Annotated in this window: 23 protein-coding genes; 14 read left to right on the top strand and 9 right to left on the bottom strand. The window is 54.1% G+C overall.

Annotated elements, in window-relative coordinates:
• Window positions 1–77 precede the first annotated feature (77 nt).
• Genes MKY64_RS22785 through MKY64_RS22775 form a run of 3 tightly spaced genes read right to left on the bottom strand, consistent with a single transcriptional unit; the run spans window position 78 to window position 4,048 of the window.
• Entirely contained in the window at window positions 78–1,271 is a 1,194-nt protein-coding gene (locus MKY64_RS22785) for a Ger(x)C family spore germination protein (RefSeq protein WP_340955899.1), read from the bottom strand.
• On the bottom strand, window positions 1,264–2,367 hold the full coding sequence (locus MKY64_RS22780; RefSeq protein WP_339253769.1) for a GerAB/ArcD/ProY family transporter: 1,104 nt from the start codon (window positions 2,365–2,367) through the stop codon (window positions 1,264–1,266). Before MKY64_RS22780 ends, MKY64_RS22785 begins: the two co-directional genes overlap by 8 nt.
• Before the next feature lie 28 nt (window positions 2,368–2,395).
• Window positions 2,396–4,048 carry a spore germination protein gene (locus MKY64_RS22775; protein ID WP_340958154.1) on the bottom strand — a complete coding sequence of 551 codons (1,653 nt, stop codon included), beginning with the start codon at window positions 4,046–4,048 and terminating at the stop codon, window positions 2,396–2,398.
• 238 nt (window positions 4,049–4,286) lie between these two features.
• On the opposite strand from MKY64_RS22775, the gene MKY64_RS22770 reads away from it, so the two are divergent.
• A complete protein-coding gene (locus MKY64_RS22770; RefSeq protein ID WP_036731292.1) occupies window positions 4,287–4,844 on the top strand; it encodes a DUF1273 domain-containing protein in 558 nt (185 codons plus the stop codon).
• Entirely contained in the window at window positions 4,810–4,950 is a 141-nt protein-coding gene (locus MKY64_RS22765; RefSeq protein ID WP_340955896.1) for a hypothetical protein, read from the top strand. The genes MKY64_RS22770 and MKY64_RS22765 overlap by 35 nt, the downstream gene beginning before the upstream one ends.
• On the opposite strand, the gene MKY64_RS22760 is transcribed toward MKY64_RS22765, so the two are convergent.
• Window positions 4,908–6,365, bottom strand: a complete 1,458-nt coding sequence (locus MKY64_RS22760) for an amidase family protein (protein WP_340955894.1) — start codon at window positions 6,363–6,365, stop codon at window positions 4,908–4,910. The genes MKY64_RS22765 and MKY64_RS22760 overlap by 43 nt on opposite strands.
• Window positions 6,366–6,576: 211 nt before the next feature.
• Between MKY64_RS22760 and MKY64_RS22755 the strand changes: the two genes are divergently transcribed.
• Window positions 6,577–7,503: a DUF6612 family protein gene (locus tag MKY64_RS22755; RefSeq protein WP_339253774.1), complete on the top strand. Its 927-nt coding sequence runs from the start codon at window positions 6,577–6,579 to the stop codon at window positions 7,501–7,503.
• A 104-nt stretch (window positions 7,504–7,607) separates the two neighbouring features.
• Here the strand turns inward: MKY64_RS22755 and MKY64_RS22750 are convergent, their stop codons facing one another.
• The 4 genes from MKY64_RS22750 to MKY64_RS22735 all read right to left on the bottom strand — a co-directional run bounded on the left by MKY64_RS22750 (window position 7,608) and on the right by MKY64_RS22735 (window position 11,295).
• Window positions 7,608–8,345: a hypothetical protein gene (locus tag MKY64_RS22750; RefSeq protein ID WP_036731299.1), complete on the bottom strand. Its 738-nt coding sequence runs from the start codon at window positions 8,343–8,345 to the stop codon at window positions 7,608–7,610.
• A gap of 156 nt (window positions 8,346–8,501) precedes the next feature.
• Window positions 8,502–9,017, bottom strand: a complete 516-nt coding sequence (locus MKY64_RS22745; protein WP_340955889.1) for a hypothetical protein — start codon at window positions 9,015–9,017, stop codon at window positions 8,502–8,504.
• A 179-nt stretch (window positions 9,018–9,196) separates the two neighbouring features.
• Window positions 9,197–10,627 (bottom strand): HAMP domain-containing sensor histidine kinase, encoded by a 1,431-nt coding sequence (locus tag MKY64_RS22740; RefSeq protein ID WP_340955888.1) that lies wholly within the window; start codon window positions 10,625–10,627, stop codon window positions 9,197–9,199.
• Window positions 10,615–11,295 carry a response regulator transcription factor gene (locus MKY64_RS22735; RefSeq protein WP_340955886.1) on the bottom strand — a complete coding sequence of 227 codons (681 nt, stop codon included), beginning with the start codon at window positions 11,293–11,295 and terminating at the stop codon, window positions 10,615–10,617. Before MKY64_RS22735 ends, MKY64_RS22740 begins: the two co-directional genes overlap by 13 nt.
• Window positions 11,296–11,440: 145 nt before the next feature.
• Here MKY64_RS22735 and MKY64_RS22730 point away from each other — a divergent pair, with 145 nt between their 5' ends.
• The 5 genes from MKY64_RS22730 (at window position 11,441) to MKY64_RS22710 (ending at window position 15,764) form a co-directional block, all read left to right on the top strand.
• Window positions 11,441–12,154 (top strand): YceI family protein, encoded by a 714-nt coding sequence (locus tag MKY64_RS22730; RefSeq protein ID WP_340955884.1) that lies wholly within the window; start codon window positions 11,441–11,443, stop codon window positions 12,152–12,154.
• 101 nt (window positions 12,155–12,255) lie between these two features.
• The gene (locus MKY64_RS22725) at window positions 12,256–12,684 is read left to right on the top strand and encodes a hypothetical protein (RefSeq protein WP_340955881.1); all 429 of its coding nucleotides are present in this window, start codon (window positions 12,256–12,258) and stop codon (window positions 12,682–12,684) included.
• A gap of 217 nt (window positions 12,685–12,901) precedes the next feature.
• Window positions 12,902–13,693, top strand: a complete 792-nt coding sequence (locus MKY64_RS22720) for a hypothetical protein (RefSeq protein ID WP_340955878.1) — start codon at window positions 12,902–12,904, stop codon at window positions 13,691–13,693.
• A gap of 111 nt (window positions 13,694–13,804) precedes the next feature.
• Window positions 13,805–14,803: a Gfo/Idh/MocA family protein gene (locus tag MKY64_RS22715; protein WP_340955875.1), complete on the top strand. Its 999-nt coding sequence runs from the start codon at window positions 13,805–13,807 to the stop codon at window positions 14,801–14,803.
• Window positions 14,804–14,840: 37 nt separating this feature from the next.
• Window positions 14,841–15,764: an ADP-ribosylglycohydrolase family protein gene (locus MKY64_RS22710; RefSeq protein ID WP_339312857.1), complete on the top strand. Its 924-nt coding sequence runs from the start codon at window positions 14,841–14,843 to the stop codon at window positions 15,762–15,764.
• Window positions 15,765–16,370: 606 nt separating this feature from the next.
• Here the strand turns inward: MKY64_RS22710 and MKY64_RS22705 are convergent.
• Window positions 16,371–16,601 (bottom strand): hypothetical protein, encoded by a 231-nt coding sequence (locus MKY64_RS22705; RefSeq protein WP_340955870.1) that lies wholly within the window; start codon window positions 16,599–16,601, stop codon window positions 16,371–16,373.
• 162 nt (window positions 16,602–16,763) lie between these two features.
• Here MKY64_RS22705 and MKY64_RS22700 point away from each other — a divergent pair, with 162 nt between their 5' ends.
• From MKY64_RS22700 to MKY64_RS22675, 6 genes are all read left to right on the top strand, one after another.
• Window positions 16,764–17,648, top strand: coding sequence for a hypothetical protein (locus tag MKY64_RS22700; RefSeq protein WP_340955868.1), 885 nt, complete (start codon window positions 16,764–16,766; stop codon window positions 17,646–17,648).
• Window positions 17,649–17,676: 28 nt separating this feature from the next.
• On the top strand, window positions 17,677–18,429 hold the full coding sequence (locus MKY64_RS22695; RefSeq protein WP_235192051.1) for a WecB/TagA/CpsF family glycosyltransferase: 753 nt from the start codon (window positions 17,677–17,679) through the stop codon (window positions 18,427–18,429).
• Between the two features lie 58 nt (window positions 18,430–18,487).
• Window positions 18,488–19,639, top strand: coding sequence for a 3-dehydroquinate synthase (gene aroB / locus MKY64_RS22690; protein WP_340955865.1), 1,152 nt, complete (start codon window positions 18,488–18,490; stop codon window positions 19,637–19,639).
• Window positions 19,640–19,823: 184 nt separating this feature from the next.
• Window positions 19,824–20,198 carry a Na-translocating system protein MpsC family protein gene (locus tag MKY64_RS22685; RefSeq protein WP_200869600.1) on the top strand — a complete coding sequence of 125 codons (375 nt, stop codon included), beginning with the start codon at window positions 19,824–19,826 and terminating at the stop codon, window positions 20,196–20,198.
• Window positions 20,199–20,316: 118 nt separating this feature from the next.
• Complete coding sequence (locus MKY64_RS22680; protein WP_036731326.1) at window positions 20,317–21,102, top strand: ABC transporter ATP-binding protein; 786 nt, start codon at window positions 20,317–20,319, stop codon at window positions 21,100–21,102.
• A 109-nt stretch (window positions 21,103–21,211) separates the two neighbouring features.
• Window positions 21,212–22,021, top strand: coding sequence for an ABC transporter permease (locus MKY64_RS22675; protein WP_445323361.1), 810 nt, complete (start codon window positions 21,212–21,214; stop codon window positions 22,019–22,021).
• Window position 22,022: the final 1 nt, after the last annotated feature.

Raw genomic sequence — 22,022 nt, 5'->3', positions numbered from 1 at the left:
TGTCCCGAAGGCCGTTCATTAGACACGGCTGCTGGGACAGCTTCTTTTTTTATACAGATTCACTTAAAAGGATTATTCTATTGAGTAAAGGAGCCGAAGTCCGTAATCTTCAAATCAACCGTGACATGAATAGGAGTCCGGCTGAACACCTCGTCCCAATGATCCTCCAGCTTGTTCCATAAGTCGGGTTCCTGGATGCTGAGTCTGGTGGAGAATCCGCCCACATCTGCTTTGTAATCCGACTGCAGCTTGTGAAGCATACTCTTCATCATCCCCTCCAGCCGCTCCTTGAACAGCTTCTCTGCTTTTTGGGGAAGATGGGTGGCCGCAGGGTATTCCTCTACGTTCCAGGTTTCGCTTAGCCTTCCTTCCGTTACAAGCTTGACGTCGAAGGACAGCTCGCCGCCGTCTGCTTTGGCAGTGATTTTACTCTTCATGGACTTGAGTTCATAGGTAATCGGCTCATTGCTCCAGTCGTAGGTCTTGATGACCCCGCTTTGCCCCCCGTTGGTCAGCCAGCTCAGACATTCGGTTTCCTCCTGATTCAGCGGGCCCACCCAGTGCCCGGTATCTCCCTTGATCACTCCGGCTCCCGAGAATTCTACCTCCCCATTCGCCGTTACCAGGTTCTGCAGTGCATAACTGCGTTTGGAGTGCATATTGGCATCCATTTTCGATAAAATAACAGGGTCCAGCACCTTGCTGGTTCTCTTCTGATTGCGCAGCATATCTCTGATGTGAAAGGCAGGAATTTCATTTTTTTGCTTCGCGACCATGGTGTCTGCTGCGCGGCCTTGGCTTAAGAACACCATCGTGCTGGGACGGATATCATTATCCCGAAGGACGAAATCCATTAACTGGTTTATCCTCTGCTGCTTGAGCAGCTCACTGGAGATCACTATAACCTTGAGGTGGTGGCCGATGATCGGCCGTTCACGCAGAATCGAATATTGACGGAAGATCTCCAGCACAGAATCTCCGGTTCCGGTTACATTCATATAGGGTGGACTGCTGCCGCTGCTGCCGCCTTGTTTATCTGTCCCTCCCACGGAGTTAGCCGGAACCATCTGCACAGTGGCGGTGATTTTATTCTTTTTATAATAAGTAGCGCCCTTGTCCTCCAGCTCCTGTTCTGTGGGTGAGAACTCTCCGACATCCAGAGCCAGCCCTGCGTATAGGGCCAGATCCTCAATCTCTTTACTGCTCCAGCAGGAGGTCAGTGTGGCAAGGATTAGCAGACTGCACAGCACCACCAGGATTCGTCTACACATGCTGCTTCAGCCCCTTCACCCGGATGAGCCAGACGACAGAGAGCAGGACAGGCACCAGCAGGAACAGCACCAACCCCATCTTGCCTATGGTATCTCCGAGTGCGAACAGATCGCCTAAGGATTTGGGCAGCATCGCCGAGATGAACAGCAGCGGAACCAACGCATAAATAATCGGGTGCACCTTAAGCTTGAAGATCTGTGAGAGACCCAGCGTGGACTGGAAAAAGAAGCTGCTGAAGTTGCAGAACATCTGCATCAGCCAGATGACCATGAACGGGAATTCCAGACGCTCGAAGAAAAATCCCGGCACCTCGAAGCTGCGCAATAGATCAATAGTGGGCCAGGTGCTGGTGATGGCGGAATCAATAGAGATGCCTCCGATCACTATAATGATGGTCAGGAAATAGATGGACAGCAGGATGGCCACGCCGCCAAGCATAGCTTTGACAGCCTTTTTGGGGTCCTCCATGAATGCCACAAGCGTCATAGTGACTTCACAGCCGGTGAATACAAGCACGGTGGATTTGAGCCCGGCGAATACGGGGGACCATCCCTTGCCGAGTACAGGACGCAGATTATCGATATCGAACATCCGCAGGCTGAGCACGAAGGAGATGAGCAGAATCATAATGCTGATCGGAAAAACAATGGTGTAGACACGGGCAATAGAGTTGATGCCTCCGTATACGAGGTAGGTGCTCAGCCAGAGAAAAGGAAGGATTACTGCCCAGATCGGAGTCCCCTCCAGCAGGAAGAACAGGGTAACCTCGGCCAGTGTACGGATCTCAAAGCCGGCGATAGTGATGAAATACAGGATTAACAGCATGGACAGAATCCCGCCGATGAACCGGCCGGTCAGCAGCCTTGAGTACTGAAAGACGGTTTTTCCCGGAAATTGCTGGCTGATCTTCACCATAAGGAGGACAACCAGCATCACAATGGCCCCGCCGAGCAGGGTGGAGATCCAGCCATCCGGAGTTCCGACACTCTTGCTTACGCTGCGCGGCAGTGTGAGCACACCCGCGCCCAGCAAGGTATTGTTCAGGAAAATGGCCGTTTGTGTAGCCGTGATTTTATCATCCGTGCGTATGAACATACTGCATTCCTCCTTATACCAGGCGCGGTCATGATCTTCGTTTACTCTGCTTAGTCTTCATCATTTTCGGTCTGCGCTTCATCAGTGCCATCGGAGCGCGCAGGAACAGATCCTTCCAGTCACTGAGCCGGAAAGGGGAGAGCGGGGTCAGATAAGGCACTCCGAAGCTCTTGAGCTTGGTCAGGTGGCAGCATATCAGCAGGAAGAACAGAATGGTCCCGTACATTCCCAGCACCGAGGCGAACAGCATACCGGCGAAGCGCAGCATCCGCAGGGTGATCCCGGCGCTGTACATCGGAATGGAGAAGGAGGAGATGGCAGTTACGGCCACCGTAATGACCAGGAACGGACTGACGATCCCCGCCTGAACCGCTGCATCGCCGATGATCAGACCGCCGACGATGCCCATCGCCGGACCGATCGGCTTCGGCAGCCGGATGCCCGCTTCCCTAAGAATCTCGATGGCGACCTCCAGAATCAGCACCTCTATCAGAGAGGGAAAGGGCACACCCTGCCGGGTCTTAATGATCGTGATCGCCAGCTCTGTAGGAATCAGCCCCGGATGAAAGGAGATGAATGAGATGTACAGGGCCGGAGCCATCAGGGCAAAGAAAGATGCTCCAAAACGCAGCAGCCGCAGCAAAGTGCCAGGCAGCCAGCGCTCGTAATAGTCTTCCGGCGACTGCAGCAGCATGCTGAAGGTTACCGGTGCGATTAGTACAAAGGGTGTGCCGTCCAGCAGGATGGCAACCCGTCCTTCCAGCAGGGCACTGATCACTCTGTCCGGCCGTTCTGTATTCTGTAGCTGCTGGAACGGACTGAGATAATTATCCTCAATGAGCTGCTCGATGTAGCCGGATTCGGCCAGGAAATCCATATCGATTTTGCAGATGCGGTTCTTAATCTCCTCCAGCAGGTCGGGATTGACGATATCCTTCATGTAGGCCACAACGATCTCCCTTTCAATAGCGGTCCCTGCCCGGAAGGATACCATCTCAAGCTGATCGTTAAGGCCCTGGCGGCGCAAAATAGAGGTGTTCTCGCTGAGCACCTCCGTGAAGCCTAGTCTAGGGCCGCGGAGCAGCGCTTCGGAGACCGGCTCGTCCGCCTGGCGGCTGGGAGCACCTGGCATCTCGATCAGGAGCCCGCAGCGCAGCCCATCGATCAGCAGGGCGGCATGGCCGAAGAGGACAGACTTATTGAAGTCCCTGATATGCTCTTCCTCTCTAAGCTCGCTGAAGGGAAGACGATGCCCGGCCATTTCAACAGAAGACTGTGGCCCGGCAGGCATCTCATACATCAGGTATTGCATGACTTCCATACTGAGCAGCCGGTCACTCTGCATCCCGTCGACATGGATGACGACTCCTTGTGCACCTGTTTTCGCATTTGTGAATGCTCTGAAATGGACATCGCTGTTGTTGCCGATGCCGGATTTAACCGCCTGCAGGTCATCCTTAAGATCACCGGTAAACCGGGCGGAGGATTCCTCTGGAGCCAGCGGCGGCGGCCCCTGCGCAGGAACGGTTCTTGCGCCGTACCCGATCTGGCCGCGTCCGCTGCCTACCAGCTTGTAGAGCGATTTATAGAGATAGGCCAAGAGCAGCGGAACAAGCATAGCCACACCCGCTTGGGCGAAGATTGCCCAGCCGGGTATATAGGAAAGAATCATACCGAACAGTGTAATCATCCCCAGCTTTTGAATTTGGGTATAACGGAGTACGAGTTTTCATCTTCATGCAGTTTTCCAAACTTTATCTAAATTTACTCGTAATTACCGAAAATAATTTGGTACGGTGGGTCCGGCTTATATGCTCCCCGGGTCCGGCAGCCCTGCCACGCGAAATAAGATATAATGCATAAAGTACAGGTTGTCCCATACATTTCGGAATGAAGCAGTCAGGAGAGAGGCGCAGCACATGAAGACTTTACTGGTCACAGGCTACCGGGCCCATGAGCTCGGCATTTATGACAGCAAGCATCAGGGCATTCCCTATATCAAAAAAGCACTCGCCAACCGGATCATTCCGCTGGTGGAGGAGGGACTGGAATGGGTCATTACTCCCGGGCAATATGGTGTTGATCTGTGGGCCTGCGAGGTGGTGCTGGAGCTGAAGCAGCAATACCCCGGGCTGAAGCTGGGCATTATTACGGCCCATGCCTCACCGGAGGAGAAGTGGAAGGAAGAGAAGCAGAATGAATACCGCCGCATTGTAGCCGGTGCTGACTACTACGGAGCCGTTAGCAATGCTCCCTATGACGGGAGCTGGCAGTTCAAGGCCAGAGATGATCTGCTGCTGCGTAAAAGTGACGGGATTCTGTTGTTCTACGACGAGGATGCGGCGGAGAGCAGTGCGAAGTTCACCAAAGAGCGGGTCGTGAAGCTGCATGCCGAAGGCGATTATGAGCTGCATCTGATGCATGCAGAGGAGATTCAGAGCATTGCCGATGAAGAGAACCGGCATGACTATGATTGAGAAGGGGGTGCGCAGCTGCGGGCTGCGCACCTGGAGCCTGTCCCATGTTGGCCTGAAGCGGGATCAGATGAAGCTGCGGAGTGAAGGCGGCTTGCGTACCTTATAGTTCTGCTCATAGGCGTAAGCCAGTCTGATAAGCACCGGTTCTTCATAGGCCCGGGCGGAGAAGGTTACGCCGAAGGGGGCACCGGCTGAGGTATAGCCTGACGGCACCACGATCGACGGATATCCGGCTCTTGAGGTAATCCGTGCGCCGAAGTCAGCGGGGAACAGCAGGGCATCAAGCTGATGTTCGCGCATAGTAGCGTCAATCCCCAGCTCCTTGCAGAGTCTGAGATCCGTCATGCGGTCACGCAAATATTGCGGCTCGGTGAAGGTGCCGGAGGTTGTTAATTCGGCATCGAGCAGGGTCGCTTGCCCGAACTTCAGCGTCTGGACCGGATGGGCATGATTGAAATCAATAATATCCTTCAAGGTACGCATCGGTGCCCCCGGGCCCAGGCGGGCCAGGTAGGCGTTCAGCGAGGTTTTGAATTCATTCAGCACCACGGATGAATAGCTGATCTCCCGCGCCGTTGTAATCTCGGCCGGATCGATAATGGTCGCCCCGAGCTCCCGCATTCTCTCCACAGAGGCATTGAACAGCGCAAGCTGCTCCTCCGTCAGCTCCTCGAAGTAATAATCGCGCGGAATTCCGATTCTTGCTCCCCGCAGACCGTCTGCATCCAGGAAAACCGTATAATCCTCATGAACCTTACCTCTGTTCGTACCCATAGCCGCATCTCCGGCATCCTGACCGAGCAGAGCGTTCAGGAGAAGGACGGCATCCCGGACCGTTCGTGCCATAGGCCCGGCGGTATCCTGCGTGCTGGAGAGCGGCAGAATACCGGAGCGGCTGATCAGCCCCACCGTGGGCTTAATACCGATAATAGAGCCAAGATTGCCGGGATTGAGGATGGAGCCGGAGGTCTCTGTTCCAACGGAGACGGTGCAGAAATTACAGGCCACCGCTACTGCAGACCCGGCGCTGGAGCCGCCTGTCGGCGTGGAGATGTTATAGGGGTTAAGCACCTGCCCGCCCCGGGAGCTGTAGCCGGAGGGCATGCCATTCGTCATGAAGTTGGCGAATTCCGTCATATTAGCCTTGCCCATAATGATAGCTCCCGCCTCGCGCAGCCTCCTGACGATGAAGGCATCCTCTCCGGCAAAAGAGTCCGCCAACGCGAGCGAGCCCGCGCTGGTATGCATGTTATCCCCGGTATTAATGTTATCCTTCAATAGCACCGGTATGCCGTGCAGCGGTCCGCGCGGACCCTGAAGCTGGCGCTCTACGTCCAGGGATTCAGCGATGAACAGCGCATCCGGGTTAATCTCCAGTACAGAATTCACCGTCAGACCGTTTTTGTCATGATCCGCTATGCGCTCAAGGTACATCAGGACTAATTGTCTGGAAGTGATCTCCCCGGAATCCAGAGCGGCTTGAATGTCAGACAGGGTAGCCTCTACGATTTCAAAACTCATGCGGGTCCACGCTTCTTTCCCTTTGGATTATAGTAGTATTCTCCATATATAAGCACAGTTTTGCCTGTCTTCATAGCATTCTTTTAACACCCGGACGACCATGACTTTGGATGTAACTTTTAAACGGCTGATTAAAAGGGGTGCTCCTGTGGTTAAATACATCACAAGATTTAACAATACTACTTGCTAACATCACTAGGAGGAATCGAACTTGAAGAAATGGACTACGATATTTATGGGTGTTATGCTGACTGTTGCCTTGGCTGGCTGCGGCAATAATGAGGAGCTCAAACCATCGGAGGGCGCTGCAACAGCTGCACCTGCAGGAAGCGCGGCTCCGGAAGCCTCCGCATCGGCAGCGCCTGCTGAACAGACATCAGACGGCGTTCCAACGGTGGATGAATTGATTCAGAAGTCGGTTGCCGCATCGGGTGATCTGAAGAGCTTCGCGATGGAATCGCAGGTGAAGCAGAAGATCAATGTGAAGACGGCACAAGGGGACAATGCGCAAGATACCGATATGACCACGAAATCCAAGTTCATTAAGGAGCCGCTGATGATGCATCAGGAGGTGCAGATGAAGACGGCCCAGGGCGACCAGAAGATTGAGCAGTATGTGACTAAGGACGGCTTCTATTCCCAGGTGAACGGGCAATGGATGAAGATGCCTGCTACGATGGGTGAACAGGTCCTAGCTGCTATGCAGCAGTCCGCGAACCCTGAGAAGCAATTGGAGCAATTCAAGGCGCTTACCGAGAAGACCAAAATCACCGAGGAAGGCGATAGTTATCTGTTGTCTGCCGAGGTATCCGGCGATGACGTCAAGGAGCTGGCGAAGTCTTATATGAACCAGGGCGGCAGTGCCGATCCTCAGATGGCTGCCATGATGGAGCAGATGAATATCAAGAGCATGAATATCGCCTATGCGGTGGATAAGAAGACCTATTTCCCAACCCGTACAGATGTAACCATGGTCATGGATATGACCAGCAATGACCAGACGATATCGATTGATATGGATATGAAGGCGACTATCAGCGATCACAACAAGGTCGACGAGATCAAGGTTCCGCAGGAAGCACTGGACGCGAAGGAAGTTGAAATGCCAACAACCCCGGCAGCTCCTACAACTCCGTAACAGGCTTACCGGGCTGAATAGAAGTGCAACACATGGAAACGGCGCTGCTGTCCTGATTAGGACGGCAGCGCCGTTTTTGGCGTGAATTGTTTTGCGGGGTGATTTTATAAATTAAACGAGTTGCTCAGCATACCAAAGGCTGCACCGGCAATGACGGAGGTGATCAGCTTGTAGAAAATATATCCGGTCACAATGTTGGCGATGGCAATCGGGTATAAGGTGTCAATGCCCCGGCTGCCGCCGGTGTTCAGCGGATATTGGAACAAAGCCGTATTCATGCTGATGAAGACGAACAGGAAGGACAACGCCACCAGTGTGGTCGAGAAGGAGTACAGGCTGACAAGTAGTGTGAGAATCGCCAGCACCAGCAGCGCCACGGCCGGAACGAGCAGCGTTCCCATCCGGGTAATCAGCAATTTAAAATCGAAGCTGACCTTCTCCAGCCGGAGAACTGCATAAGTGGCTCCGCAAGCAACGGCAAGGCCTACCGCCGTCAATAACAGCGGCTTCAGGAAGCCGGGGCCGAAGATGGCCGAGACATCCCATTTGATGAACAGGGTGAGGAAATATAAGGCCGTTAACAACGCCGTAAGGCCCATGGTGATCAGGCTGTTCATGAAATGGGCCACAGGAATTTCCCTCATTGTACTGTACGGGCGGGTAAGGGCTCTCAGGTAAAAGCTCCAATACTGCTTGCCTACTGCCTGTGCCTGCTGTACACGTTCATCCTTGAGCAGATTATTGAACTGCTCGGTTACCTTACGCTGGGGCTGCGGTTGCCCAGGTTGGTTGTTAGGTCCCTCAGGATTCGTGAAGGGTGTTCCGCCTTCCGGATTGTTCATGGTGATTCCTCCTTGTGAAATATATGGAAAATGCCATTGGCTCTAGTATAAGGGGACTCACCGGGAAATTCTATAAATTTGCCGGAATATGCAGAAATTCATGCGAAAAAGCCCGTAAATCGTCGATAAACGTCGATTTACGGGCCGGGACCCATTCTATTCCTGTAATTCGTCTGCCACCCGGGCAAACCCCTCTTCAGCGAGATATTCCTCCGCTTCAGCGACCGTCTCGAAGGCCATCTCAAGCTGTAGTCCGGCATAGAGATACCACAGATCCTCCTCAAATCTCAGGCTCAGCGTATGCCCGTCCTCATTCTTCCACAGCGACTGCGCTTCAGCTCCGCCCGTCTGCGCTTTTTTCTTTCTTTTGGAAGGGGCCGGGGCCTCGGGAATGTACATCAAGAGAGAAGTGATAGACGCATCCAGCAGCTCGCGCAGCGCAGCCTCCGAATAATCGCGGATATTAACCAGTCCCTTATCATCCGTCTCATAGCCCCGCAGCAGCCCGGCATAGACGAAGCCGTTCCCGTTCGGGTGAATATGCGAAGCCACGGTCTTCTTGTCGTGACGGCTCTGCTCCAGGTGATAATTCACCCGTCCCAGTGAGACCTTCCGCGCCTCCAGCTGGGGATAGGAATCAAGAATAGCTATTTTCTGTTCAAAAGTAAGCATATACAGCCTCCGGTTCACTTGAAATATAAAAATGTATAGGTTTCACGCTATACATTATCTTTCTATTTCTCGCTGAAACGGTACCGTCCTTTAAAAGGACGGCAATACCGTTTCCGCTTGTAGTCAGTTGATTATACCACGCAGCGGGGTGCTGGACTATAACGCGCTTCCCCGGTTCATTACTCTGCCAGCGGGAGCCGCAGCACGAAGGTGCAGCCCTGCGGCGGATTGCTGCCCAGCTCCAGGCTGCCGCCCATGGCTTCGGCCAGCAGTCTGCTGAAGGTCAGGCCCAGCCCGAGTCCGCGAAGCAGGCTCTGCTTGCCTGAGCTGCGGTAGAAGGCTTCGAAGATCCGTTCCCGGCTGTCTGGGTGGATGCCCGGCCCGTTATCTGTAACGGAGATTTCGGCCTGCCCCTGCGGCGTAGCCGTAAGTTCAAGCTTCAATTGGAGATTGCAGTCCGGCGTCTTCGCCTGCAGACTGTTGCCCAGCAGATTCACAATAATCTGCTGGATGCGCAGTGGGTCTCCCCGCAGCACAAGCGGGTTCTCCGTCAGCAGCAGGATGGGCTTATTAACCTCCCCGTTCTGGGTCAGCATCCATTGATAGAGGATTTCCTCCAGCAGCGGGGCCGCTTCGAGCTTATCATGACGGACGGCAACCATGCCCGCTGTCAGCGCATTGTAGTCCAGCAGATCGGCGACCATATGCTGCAGCCGCCCGGTCTCAAGCAGAGCGATATCGAGGAATTCATTGGCCTCTTCGCCTTCGACAACGCCCTCGCGGACCGCATGAAGCAGTCCTTTGATTGAGGTGACCGGTGTCTTGAGCTCATGGGACACGCCGGCCAGCATGATGGCCCGCGACTGCTCGAACTGCTGCAGCTTGCCCGCCATCTCCTGGAAGGAGACGAGCAACTCGTGAATCTCACGTTCTTTGGCCCCGGTCTCAAGCGCGATATTATATTGGCCGCTGCTGATCTGCGCGGCGGCGGCGGCCACCCGCTGAACCGGCTTGGCCAGCTTGATAGATAAGAGATAGATCGTCAGCCAGCTTAGAATAATCAGGAAGACGATGATAATCGAGAAGAAGGTGATCTCCTCTGTCGGAATATGACGCAGGGAGCGCTTGGACTGCATAACCAGCACCTGCCCCAGCGTGCCCTGGTCCCCCTGAATCTGAGCGGCAGCGGCTTTGTATTCCGAGGTACGCGAATCGGTCAGGCTATCATTGAGCTTGTGTCGCATTTCCTCGTCTGTCATCGGGGGCTGGGAGTATAACAATTCGCCTTCAGGTCCGGTGATGATTACGCACATTTCCTCAGTGACCTTGAAGAAGCGTTTGCGGTCCTCTACCAGCCTATTCAGGCCCCCGGTAATCGCTAATTGACCGTCTGTATCCACGCTCCTGTCAGCGATCTCCTGCGCCAGCAGACCGGTCGTCTGCATCCGGTTGCTCATCGCCTCCTGCTGCATCCACCAGAGGGTGAACAGCGCCGTCACCAGCAGCCCGATGCTGATGATCAGCAGATACCGCAGCGTCCAGTAAGTGAGAATGGAGGTGGTCTTCTTTTTCCTGCTGCTGTTCTTCTTACTCTTATTTATGTTGTCCATAATTGATAACCCGTTCCTCTTAGTGTGCGGATCTCGCCCTCGTCCTCTGGCCAGTGCGAGAGCGCCTGGCGCAGTCTTTTGATGGAGAGATCGACCGCCCGGTCGCTTCCGTCATAATCCATCTCCCACACATGCTCCAGGAGCTGATCGCGGGTACAGATCTGGTTCGGCCGCTCCGCCAGGAACAGCAGCACCGACATGTCGCGCGGGCTGAGGCTGACCTCCGCCCCGTTCAGAAAGATGCTGCGCGCCGAGAAATCGATGAACAGACTGCCGTAATGGCGCTTGCGGCTGCCGTCCGACCACTGCGAGGGGCGGCGCAGCACCGCCCGCACCCTTGCGACCACTTCCTCGGGGATGAAGGGCTTCGACATATAGTCATCCGCCCCCCCGTCCAGACCCGCCAGCCGGTCCTTGATCCCGTCGCGGGCGGTGAGCATGATGACCGGGCAACTGCTTCGCTCACGGATCAGCTCCAGCAGCTCGAAGCCGTCCATCGCCGGCAGCATGATATCGAGCAGGACCAGTGAGGGAGGCGCCTCCTCGAAGGCGTCCAGAGCACTCCGGCCGTCTGCGGCCCGGGTGACGTGAAAGCCTGCTTTTCGCAGATAGGCACTTAGCACCCGCGCGATGGCTTCTTCATCCTCTACGATTAGTATCGATTGCATGAGCTTCAGTCCCTTAACTAAAATTACGACAATTCTAACACATTTGCAGGCTAGTATGCTTTGACTTATTCCCGACATATTGCTTTGGTAGAATGGGAGCCAAGCCAATAGAGCAGAGATAAGAATATGGAATGGAGGAGATCGTATGAAGAAGAGAACAGTCGCTATAACCGCAGCCATTGTAATTATTGCAGGAGCCATCACCGCCTTCATCTTAGTGAACAACAGCCTTGGCAATAAGGTGGAGATTGAATCGGTGATTCCTGAGCAGGCGCAGAACAGCGGAGCGCAGAAGGAAGGAACGGCCAATGCGGCTGCTGCCGCTGCTGCTGTAACGCCGGAGCAGTTGAACGGAACCTGGAACATTGCAGAGCCGTCCAAGGTCTACTGGTCCGTGACCACATCCAAAGAAACGGTTAACTTCGTAGATCCTTCCGTGAAGGGTACCTGGAAGGTGAATCTGGAGGATGCCTCCGCGATGACCGGCGAAGGGTCGGTCGACATGAGCGCGCTTGATTCGGGAACCGCCCAGCGGGACGAGCATGTCAAGGGAGCGGACTTCTTGTCCGTAGCGGAGTTCCCGGAGGCCACTTTCACGGTGAAGTCCTTCTCGGAGATGCCAAAGGAATGGACAGAGGGTACAGCGGTGCCGGTACAACTGCAGGGGACGCTGACCGTGAAAGGTATCGAGAAGGAAGTGACGTTCGACTCGCAGGCCGCATATAGCGGCGGAGAGCTTAAGCTGTCGGGTACGACTACCGTAACCTTCGAGGATTTCGGCCTCAGCAATCCGCATTCCATCGTGCTCAGTACCGAGAACAATCTTGAGGTGCGCCTGGAGCTAGTGCTTAAGAAATAATATAGGGTTGGGGATGCCCCTCCCCGTCTGCTGCGGATTCGCGGCTGGCGGGGAGGGTTTTTTGCTGTGACTGGGGCTGGGGCGAAGGCGGTGGGCCAGATGTGGATGTATGCGAAAAAGCGAACACATCAGGCCAGCGCGGGGCGTATGGCTGGAATGTAGCCGAAAAAGCGAACACATTGGGCTGGCGCGAGATGCGTGGGCGGAATGTAGCCGAAAAAGCGAACATATTGGGCTGGCGCGGGGTGTATGAGCGGAATGTAATCGAAAAACCGATTACATTGGGCCGGCGCAGGGCGAATGGCTGGAATGTAATCGAAAAACCGATTACATTGGGCTGGCGCAGGGCGTATGGCTGGAATGTAATCGAAAAACCGATTACATTGGGCTGGAGCGGGGTGTATGGCCGAAATGTAATCGAAAAACCGATTACATTGGGCTGTCGCAGGGCGTATGGCTGGAATGTAATCGAAAAACCGATTACATTGTGCTGGCGCGTGGTGCGTGCTCCACAGCCCGTGACTTTTTAGAGAAATCCTGCAAGATGTGCAACAATCTATCCATGCAAGCGGTCGGTGAGAGAAGACTCTCAGAACTGGCGAGGGGGAGGCTGCGCATCGCCATGAAAGCATCTTTCACCCGGTAGGGTGTTTTTTTGTGACGGTACAAATCCCCGCCTTCAGGTTAAGTATAAGAGATACATAATTATTCAATAGGACCATCAGGTAAGGAAGGGAGCTAAGATACATGGATCGTAAGGCCAAAACTATACTGCAAAAATCGTTCTGGAGCGCCAGCGGCTGGAAGGGGACATACGGGCCTTTTTCCGGTGAAGAGTTCGACTATGCGAAGAGCAAGGGGGTCATGTTCGATCCCCTCACAATCACCCATGATGAGCTGGTGGAGAAGCTTCGGGTGCTGCACAGCGGGAGTGTGACCCGGGAGAAGGTGGCGGCGGCTTTTCTGCACAGCCTGTCTACCCGGAAGGTTCATCTGCGGAGTGCCTTGTCCAGCTGGGCCTTAACCTCGGAGCTGCCTGCACATGAATTCGCCCAGCCCCCCGCCGAGCAGCCAAGGTATAGCAGTTGTGCTGCTTGTGATGCCAGGCACCTGATGTCTGATCAGCAGTACAACGCTGTGGATCTGAATGTGCTCAATTTCGAGCGGGTCAAATGGGGCGGCATCCGCCTTAATAAGCTGCTGTATTGCTGGCTCGATCTGGAGCTGTTCAGCCGGGAAGAGGAGGTGGAGGCTGCTCCGCAGGATCTTCGTATTTTGCAGGATATGGCCGAAGCCGTGAAGCTATGCGGCAGCAAGGATGGTGCACGGAAGCTGGAGAAGCATTGGAAGGATATATTCCCCTCGAACCGGCATGAACGGGATGTGGTGATGGAGATCTGGGGATATGCTGGAATTCTGGTTCCGCAGGAGGAGCCGCGCCAGGGGCGGGGCGGAGACAATGATTTCAACGCTGTAGCCAACTGGCGCGGGGAGGACGGCTATTCGGAGGAGCGTCTGAATGTGTTGTTCGGGCTGTAATACACACTTGTCTGGAGCTGGAGGCTCCTGCCGGTCGGCGGACATATACACACCAGGGAGATTTTGATAGAATCAGAGGGACCTGAGCTTCATTACGAGGAGGATATTACTATGGCAGAAGATAACGCTTACACGATAAAATGGGGCATTCTCAGCACAGGCTGGATCGCCCATCAGTTCGCCACGGATCTGGCCCACGCCAGCAATGGGGTGGCCTATGCAGTCGGCTCGCGCTCGCAGGAGAGCGCGGATAAATTCGCAGCCGATCACGGCATTCCTGTCGCATACGCCACCTACGAAGAGCTGGTGAACGATCCTGATGTGGACGCCATCTATATCGGCACACCGCATCCGTTCCACCGGGAGAATGCGCTGCTGGCTTTGCGGGCGGGCAAGGCTGTGCTGTGCGAGAAGCCTTTTACCGTGAATAGTGCTGAACTGGAGGAAGTCGTGGCCTATGCCCGGGAGCATAAGCTGTTCCTCATGGAAGCGATGTGGAGCCGGTATATCCCGGCACATGTGAAGGTGAGGGAATGGCTGGCTGCCGGGCGCATAGGCGAGGTGAAGCTAGTGAAGGCGGACCTTGGGTTCCGTTCTGACTGGAAGCCGGAAGGGCGTCTTCTGAATCCGGCCCTTGGCGGCGGTGCGCTGCTGGACGTCGGCATCTATCCGGTCTCCTTCACCTCGATGGTTCTCGGACCTCATCCAGAGTCGATCGCCAGCACCGTTCATATCGGGGAGACTGGCGTGGATGAGCACTTCTCGCTGCTGCTGTCCTACGGGAATGGCGTATCTGCTTCACTCCATGCCGGCATCCGCCTGAATCTGGACGATGAAGCCCATATCTATGGAACGGAAGGTCGTATCGTGGTCAATGGCACCCTGGTTAATCCGAAATCGGCCGAGCTCTACGTGAACGGCGAATTGGCGGAGAGGTTCGAAGATGACCGCGCTTCGGTCGGGTACTGCTTCGAGGCGGAAGAGGTAGGCCGTTGTCTTCAGGCCGGGCTTACCGAGAGCCCGGTGATGACGCTGGATGAATCCGTAGCCCTGATGAAGCTGCTGGATGAAGTCCGGGCGCAGTGGGGACTGAAGTATCCCGGCGAATAAGTGCGGGCAGGAAGCTTCCGGAAAGGGGGAGAACCAAGTGACATTGACTGATGACCGTTATCAGGGCTGCCTGCAGGGGCTGGCCGCCGGGGATGCGCTGGGCACAACTGTAGAATTCCAGGCACCCGGAACCTTCAAGCCAATGACAGATATTGTCGGCGGCGGGGTATTCGCTCTGCAGCCGGGACAGTGGACGGACGACACCTCGATGGCGCTCTGTCTGGCGGAGAGCCTGCTAACCGTTCAGGCCTTCGATCCGGCGGATCAGATGCAGCGGTATGTGAAGTGGTACCGCGAAGGAGCGCTCAGCAGCACCGGCAGATGCTTCGATATCGGCAACGCAACGCGTGAAGCGCTGCACCGGTATGAAGCCAGCGGGGAGGCTTACAGCGGTTCAGAGGATCCGTTCTCTGCCGGGAACGGATCCATTATGCGTCTGGCTCCGGTGGTGATGTACTACGCGAAGCAGCCCGCTGAGGCGATCCGCTATGCAGCAATGAGTTCAAGAACCACGCACGGGGCCGCCGAGTGTCTTGCTGCCTGCCGCCTGCTCGCGGCATATATTCTAGCCGGGCTGCACGGCTGGAGCAAGCAGGAGATGCTGGCGCCGGATGCCTTCCGCGAATGGCTGGACGAGGATACCCTGACGCCGCATATGCTGAACATCAAGCAAGGCTCCTATAAGCTGAAGGAGCCGCCGCAGATCCAAGGCTCGGGCTATGTCGTGGAGTCGCTGGAAGCTGCGCTATGGGCTTTCCATAAGTCGGACAGCTTCGCCGAAGGCGCGCTGCTCGCCGTGAATCTCGGCAATGACGCCGACACCACTGGTGCCATCTACGGCCAGATCGCCGGAGCCTACTATGGCCTGAGCGGCATTCCGGCCGATTGGAGCGGCAAGCTGGCGTTGCGCGGGCTGATCAGCGATTACGCGGGGCGGCTGTTTATGGAGCGGGTGCGATAAGCAAAGGTAGTTAAGCTGCATGTAGCAGGCGGGGCGCATGGGTCACAGGGCACCCCGCCTGTTTGTTGTGCAGGATGATGCGGAGTTTCGCGTGTGAACTCATGTGAACTATAGAAGTGGGTTCTTGCATTAACGCGGTAATGTACGAGGCGACGTTTGAAAGACATTCTGAGATAAGTGTATTCTGCACAATTAAAAACCGCGAAAAGGCAAACATTCCTCTTCTAACTGTAGTCTGTACAACTAAATTTGCCTTAATGGTTGAGAACCGGGGTATGGAGGTACTTTAGATGTACGAAATGCAACTAAACCGCGATTCGATGGTACATCAGACGTTTTAGTTGTACAGATTGCACTTAAGCTAATCGCCTGTACCTTAATGGAGGCATGAACGATGATATCAGGCAGATCCTGCACCCATCGCCGACTTCTACGCTTGAATTGAAAGTAGCTGATTGTATTTACTGCAATAGAAAACTCATATTTGACCGTAAAATGAGATTCTATTGTATTTCATACAGTGGAATGCTGCGTATTGGGCGAAATGAGGCCTTTATTCAAAATTCAATTGTACCGAATACAATAGAATCTATTTCGATGCCCTTTTTACAGCATTCCATTGTACAAAATACAGTTACTACTGTTCCAGTGCCCACAGCATATGAGCGCCCCTTCGCTGAAAGATTCCACCAGATTCTCATCGGGACAATCCCGGAAAAAAGGAATGCCCTTCTCCTTATCCGCATAGAACCCATCCCACCATTCCCCCTCGTCCCGGAAAAAAGAGTCCAGCATCCTCAGCGTGTCCTCATGGCTATAAATCGTTTCATCGTTCATTCTTCTCAAGGTCTCCCTTCCTGTTAGCTTGCGGTAAACCCGAAGTACGATTATGAGACAATCCAAACAGTAACCCTCCTAAATTATGTTATAATATTCCGGAAATATGTTCTGTGCGGTTGGTTGCCGGGAGCGGAATTTCTATGAGGGGGAGGGAAGCGTGTGCTATGGACGGCAAGTCTATCCAGTCTGCTGCTGAAGCCGGACAACCGGCAGCGGCACAATGAATTACTTCGTGAAATTGGCAGCTATATCAGCACGCACATTCTGAATCACCCGCTGCTTGCGGAGGATTGCGGGCATATCAGCATCCTGCTGGATGGATCAACGGCGCTCGGGATTGTGGACGACAGCTCGGATATTGATCTGATCCTGGTCTGCCGGGATGAATGCTATGAGCCGATTACGAGCCGTTTCGAACGGGCAGAGTTGATCCCGGAGAGAAGCAGCTTGTTTGTAGATGTGCATCTGCCCAGCGGCAAAACAGGACACTACACCCTGCTCAAATTATCGGAGCTGGAGCAGGCGCTGGAGAAGGGACAACTGGATTGGTTGTGGAATGCAGCAGTCGCCTGTCTCTATCATGACCCGTTGGCTTTGAAGGCGCTGTTTGCGCAAGCGGTTCCGCTGCCTTCAGAACATTTGATGAGTCTGCGGAAGAAGACATACATAGACCTTCGGAGTGCTGCCAAAAGCCTGGATAATCCCGTGCGCCGGGGAGAGGCTTTTCCGATTCTTTTTCAGGCGGTGGAGGTGTTCAAGCAGGCCCTACGCTGTGCCATCACAGTGGAAGGCCACCCCTATCCGTATGATAAATGGCTTGTACAGGTAGCAGAGCACCTTCCAGTGGGGATAAGGGTGCTTGATTGCATGAAGGACTTCCGGCAATACCTATCAGAAGATCTGTCCTATGCGCCAATGTATCAGGAGGATAACAGCTTTGTGAAGATGGAGAAGCGGGTCCGCCGGGTGCTGCTGGAGGAATTCCGCCTGCGCGGCTTAGATGAGCCTTGGCTGGTGGAGTGGTGGAAGTACTTTGAGGAATGAATGGGATTAGACAAATGGGAGAGGTGAGATGATGAAGGACAAGGTGTATATTCTGGGAGTCCCCTTCTCCAAACTGACGCTGGAACAGACAACTTCGCTGCTGGACGAGCAGATCATGGACGGGCAGGAAGGGCTGTTTCATCTCATTACGGCGAATCCGGAGATTACTTTGGCGAGTCAGACGGACGAACAGCTGCGGGAAATTATCCATTCGGCAGACCTGATTGTCCCTGACGGGATCGGCATTGTGATGGCTGCGCGAAGACAAGGAAATCCTATCACGGAGCGGGTGACCGGCTACGACCTGCTGCTGAGTTTACTTGCGAAAGGAAATGAGCGGGGCTGGAGTTTTTATTTTCTGGGAACAGATGAGCCTACTAGCAGACTGGCGGTGGAGCAGATTAATCTGCGCTATCCGCAGGTGAAGATTGCCGGGAGGCATCACGGGTTCTTTGCGCCAGATGAAGAGTCAGGGATCATCGCCAGTATTCAGCAGTCCAAGCCGGATGTGCTCATTCTTGCCATGGGAGCGCCTTACTCTGATAAATGGCTGTATAAGCACAAGGATGAATTGCAGGGAATTAAGCTTGGTTTTGGCGTGGGCGGAAGTCTGGATGTGATCTCGGGGAAAGTAAGACCGGCACCGGCCATCTGGAAAAAAATGAATCTGGAGTGGGCGCACAGACTGTTATTCTCACCCGTCGCCAAAGGCCAGAAGTCACGCTGGCGCAGACAATCCGCGCTGCCGAAGTTCGTCTACCGGACGATGATCCGTAAATGAAATCTTCAAGTTGCATTCTCCTGCAAGCTACAGTCTATTGATGAAAGGGGCTCAACCCATGTCCAAGAGCTTTGAAGTAACCCTCCAAAAAGTAGTCGATCACTCGTACTCTATTGAAATCGGTGAGCATCTGTTTGCCTCATTAGTTCGCGATTTGCAGCAGGGGCTGATTGAGGGAGTCAGTAAATATGCTATTATTACAGACTCTACGGTGGAGCCGTTGTATGGCCGTCCTTTATTGGAGCTGCTGCGGCGCGAGGGATTCCAGGCGGACTTATTCTCTTTTCCGGCGGGGGAGAGCTCGAAGACCCGTGAGACCAAAGCGCTGCTGGAGGACCAAATACTAAGCCAAGCCTACGGCAGAGACTGTTGTATTATCGCGGTAGGGGGCGGAGCGGTGACTGATCTGGCAGGGTTTCTGGCAGGGACCTTTGGCCGTGGAGTGCCTTCTCTGAATTATGCTACCACCTTGCTGGCAGCAGCGGATGCCTCTGTTGGCGGCAAAACAGGCGTGAACACACCCGTCGCCACCAACCTGATCGGCGTCTTTCACCAGCCCCGTAAAGTATACATAGATTTGGCCGCTTGGCGGACACTTCCATCCCGTGAATTCAGAAGCGGTCTGGCCGAGACCATCAAGCACGCTTGCATGAGTGATGAGGAGTTCTTCAGCTATCTGGAAGCGAATATGGACAGAATTATTACGGAAGAAGGGGAGCTGATCCTGGATGCCGGGGTATGCGAGCATATTGCACTGACGAATTGCCGGATCAAATATGAAGTGGTAGAGCAGGACGAGCATGAAAGTAATCTGCGGCAGATTCTGAATCTGGGGCATACGGCAGGCCGGGCGCTTGAGGCACTCAGCGGTTACCGGCTGCTGCATGGCGAGGCAGTTGCAGTGGGGCTGGTCATCCAGGCGAAGCTGGGTGTGAAATTTGGTTATATGACGGAAGAGCAGGCTAACCGTGTGGTGGCTTTGCTGAAGAAGGCGGGCCTGCCAACAGAGCTTCCAGAGTACATTTCAAACCGGGCACTAGTGGACAAGATGTACACAGACAAAAAAGTACGCAATGGCCGCATCCGCTTCGTCTTCCAGGACGGTATCGGGAGGATGAAGCGTTTTGCCGACGGTTCTTATTCTGTTCCGGTTGAAGAATCGGCAGTCATGAAGCTGCTAGAGGAGCTTCGCGTGAACCCGGCGACTTAAATGTTATATATTCTACCATAATATATATTTTTATTTTAATTATGTGATATTATCTTCCGTATTTTTATTGACAAGTCTTTATATTTATCTATAATGATGTATAAGCGGTGGGCACACAGGCGATATAGTTGCTTACAAGTCACATTTAATAACATAATCTATTGCAGCAAAGGTGTGATCGCTAATGATCGCTTCCGCCGGACAATGGAAACAGGATATTCTACGGATTTACAACGAAATCAACAAGAAGCTGTTCAACGCCGGCGTTAAGCAGCAGAAGGTCGACTTCGTGGGCAACAAGATTATTATTTTATCCATTAATAGCCGGGTGCCCGTACTTAAGGTGCTGGATACCCATGATCCTGCGGCAAGCCGCCAGATGAATCTGGTGCTGCATGAAGTATTCAAAGCCGAGATCAAGCAGGCATTTCTGGATGAATTTCAAGTCAATATTAAGGCCGTTCTTAAAGATTATGATGTGGAGACCGAGTATTCCGGTACGATCATAATTTTGGAGAAGGACCTTGAGCATTATCTGAACGCTACGTTGGAACTCTGATCTTTCGGAGAGCCGGCCTGCCGTCAGTTTTCGGACATTTCCCTGCGGGGCTGTGTCCAGAACTGGCGGCTTTTTGTTTATCGTAACTATGCTATTACTTTCTTAAGGAGCTGATTCTATGAAAACCAAAATTGAGATTGCCGGTGTCAGCAAGTGGTTCCGCCGTGACGGGCAGGAGATTATGGCCATGCAGGAGACGAATCTCTCCATAGAACAAGGCAGATTTGTCAGTATTATCGGCCCCAGCGGCTGCGGCAAGTCCACGTTGTTCAATATTATCGCGGGCCTGATTCCGCCCTCCACCGGCCGTGTGCTTGCAGACGGAGAGGATATCGTAGGGAAGACCGGATATGTCGGGTATATGCTGCAAAAGGATATGCTGCTGCCCTGGAGGACGATACTGGACAACATTATTCTGGGCATGGAGATCCGCGGGGTGCCGCGCAAGGAAGCGGTAGCCCGGGCCAAGCCCCTGATGGACCGCTATGGACTGAAGGGCTTCGACGGCCATTACCCGGCAGAGCTGTCCGGCGGGATGCGCCAGCGGGCAGCGCTGCTCCGTACGCTGCTGTATGAGCGCGATATTATTTTGCTGGACGAGCCCTTTGGCGCACTGGATGCCCAGACCCGGCTGACTATGCAGAACTGGTTGCTGGAGCTCTGGGAAGACTTCCGCAAGACAGTGTTATTCGTCACCCATGATATTGATGAAGCCATCTATCTGTCTGACGACATCTATGTCTTCTCCGGGCGGCCGGGACGGATCATCTCCAAGATTTCTGTAGATATGCCGCGTCCGAGACACCAGGAGGATACGGTATCTGCTTCATTCATGGAGCTGAAAGCCCACTTGCTGAATCTGCTGTCAAGCGGGGACCAGGAGCCAGCCACCCGTATCTCTTAGAACTCATAAACTGTTGAAGGAGAGGACAACCATGGAGAGTGTACACAAGAAAGGCTATGTCATTCACAAGCTGGAGCCCGCCCCGATCTATTCAGTCAAGCCGGACAAAATGCAGAAAGTGCCCGTCATCATTGATGAAGAAGCCGCCAGACGGCGGACGCGGCGGATCATCGGGATTGGACGGCTGTCTGTGGCGCTGCTGATCGTGCTCTGCTGGGAGCTGTTCACCCGGATCGGCTGGATGGACCCGTACTACTGGAGCAGCCCGCTGCGGATTATGAGCACAACCTGGACTCAGATGACAGAGGGGACGCTGCTGGAGGATATCGCTTATACCTCAAGCTCGACGATTCTCGGCTTCATCGGCGGAACGCTGATTGGCTCGTTGCTCGGCTTGTCCTTCTGGTGGTCCCGCAAATTTGCCGGCATCAGTGAACCGTTCCTGATCTTGCTCAACGCTATGCCTAAGCTGGCGCTTGCCCCGGTGCTGGTGATTCTGCTGGGCATCGGTTTCTTCTCGAAGGTGGCGCTAGCTTTTGCCATGACTGTGGTTGTGGCGGCCTTGTCGGCGCATAGCGGCGTGCAGAGTGTGGACAAGGACATGGAGAAGCTGATGTATTCGCTCGGGGCGAAGCGGCATCAGGTGTTTACCAAGGTAGTCATTCCCTGGGCGATGCCCTGGATGATCAGCAGTCTGCGGATTAATATTGCCCTCTCGCTGGCCGGTGCGATTGTCGGAGAATTCATTGCTTCGAGCCATGGCATTGGCCGTATGGTCATCTACGCCGGTACTATTCTCGATATTAATCTGGTCTGGGTAGGCGTTGTCGTTCTGTCTGCGCTGTCGATGGTTATGTATGCGGGAGTGGTGCTGCTGGAGAAGTGGTTGTCTAAGGGATATGGGATGAAAAAGGCTTAAG

This window comes from Paenibacillus sp. FSL R7-0210, from assembly GCF_038009085.1.
Lineage (GTDB): Bacteria > Bacillota > Bacilli > Paenibacillales > Paenibacillaceae > Paenibacillus_AQ > Paenibacillus_AQ silagei.
The sequence above is the reverse complement of the archived record's forward strand: the minus strand, read 5'-3'. Positions and strand labels throughout refer to the sequence as shown.

Coding starts and splice junctions, on each gene's coding strand:
- MKY64_RS22675 (WP_445323361.1), top strand. CDS start 21,212: ATGCAGAAAGTGCCCGTCATCATTGATGAAGAAGCCGCCAGACGGCGG.
- MKY64_RS22705 (WP_340955870.1), bottom strand. CDS start 16,601: ATGAACGATGAAACGATTTATAGCCATGAGGACACGCTGAGGATGCTG.
- MKY64_RS22770 (WP_036731292.1), top strand. CDS start 4,287: ATGAAGACTTTACTGGTCACAGGCTACCGGGCCCATGAGCTCGGCATT.
- MKY64_RS22760 (WP_340955894.1), bottom strand. CDS start 6,365: ATGAGTTTTGAAATCGTAGAGGCTACCCTGTCTGACATTCAAGCCGCT.
- MKY64_RS22750 (WP_036731299.1), bottom strand. CDS start 8,345: ATGAACAATCCGGAAGGCGGAACACCCTTCACGAATCCTGAGGGACCT.
- MKY64_RS22720 (WP_340955878.1), top strand. CDS start 12,902: ATGGATCGTAAGGCCAAAACTATACTGCAAAAATCGTTCTGGAGCGCC.
- MKY64_RS22735 (WP_340955886.1), bottom strand. CDS start 11,295: ATGCAATCGATACTAATCGTAGAGGATGAAGAAGCCATCGCGCGGGTG.
- MKY64_RS22740 (WP_340955888.1), bottom strand. CDS start 10,627: ATGGACAACATAAATAAGAGTAAGAAGAACAGCAGCAGGAAAAAGAAG.
- MKY64_RS22685 (WP_200869600.1), top strand. CDS start 19,824: ATGATCGCTTCCGCCGGACAATGGAAACAGGATATTCTACGGATTTAC.
- MKY64_RS22730 (WP_340955884.1), top strand. CDS start 11,441: ATGAAGAAGAGAACAGTCGCTATAACCGCAGCCATTGTAATTATTGCA.
- MKY64_RS22680 (WP_036731326.1), top strand. CDS start 20,317: ATGAAAACCAAAATTGAGATTGCCGGTGTCAGCAAGTGGTTCCGCCGT.
- MKY64_RS22780 (WP_339253769.1), bottom strand. CDS start 2,367: ATGTTCATACGCACGGATGATAAAATCACGGCTACACAAACGGCCATT.
- MKY64_RS22695 (WP_235192051.1), top strand. CDS start 17,677: ATGATGAAGGACAAGGTGTATATTCTGGGAGTCCCCTTCTCCAAACTG.
- MKY64_RS22785 (WP_340955899.1), bottom strand. CDS start 1,271: ATGTGTAGACGAATCCTGGTGGTGCTGTGCAGTCTGCTAATCCTTGCC.
- MKY64_RS22745 (WP_340955889.1), bottom strand. CDS start 9,017: ATGCTTACTTTTGAACAGAAAATAGCTATTCTTGATTCCTATCCCCAG.
- aroB (WP_340955865.1), top strand. CDS start 18,488: ATGTCCAAGAGCTTTGAAGTAACCCTCCAAAAAGTAGTCGATCACTCG.
- MKY64_RS22715 (WP_340955875.1), top strand. CDS start 13,805: ATGGCAGAAGATAACGCTTACACGATAAAATGGGGCATTCTCAGCACA.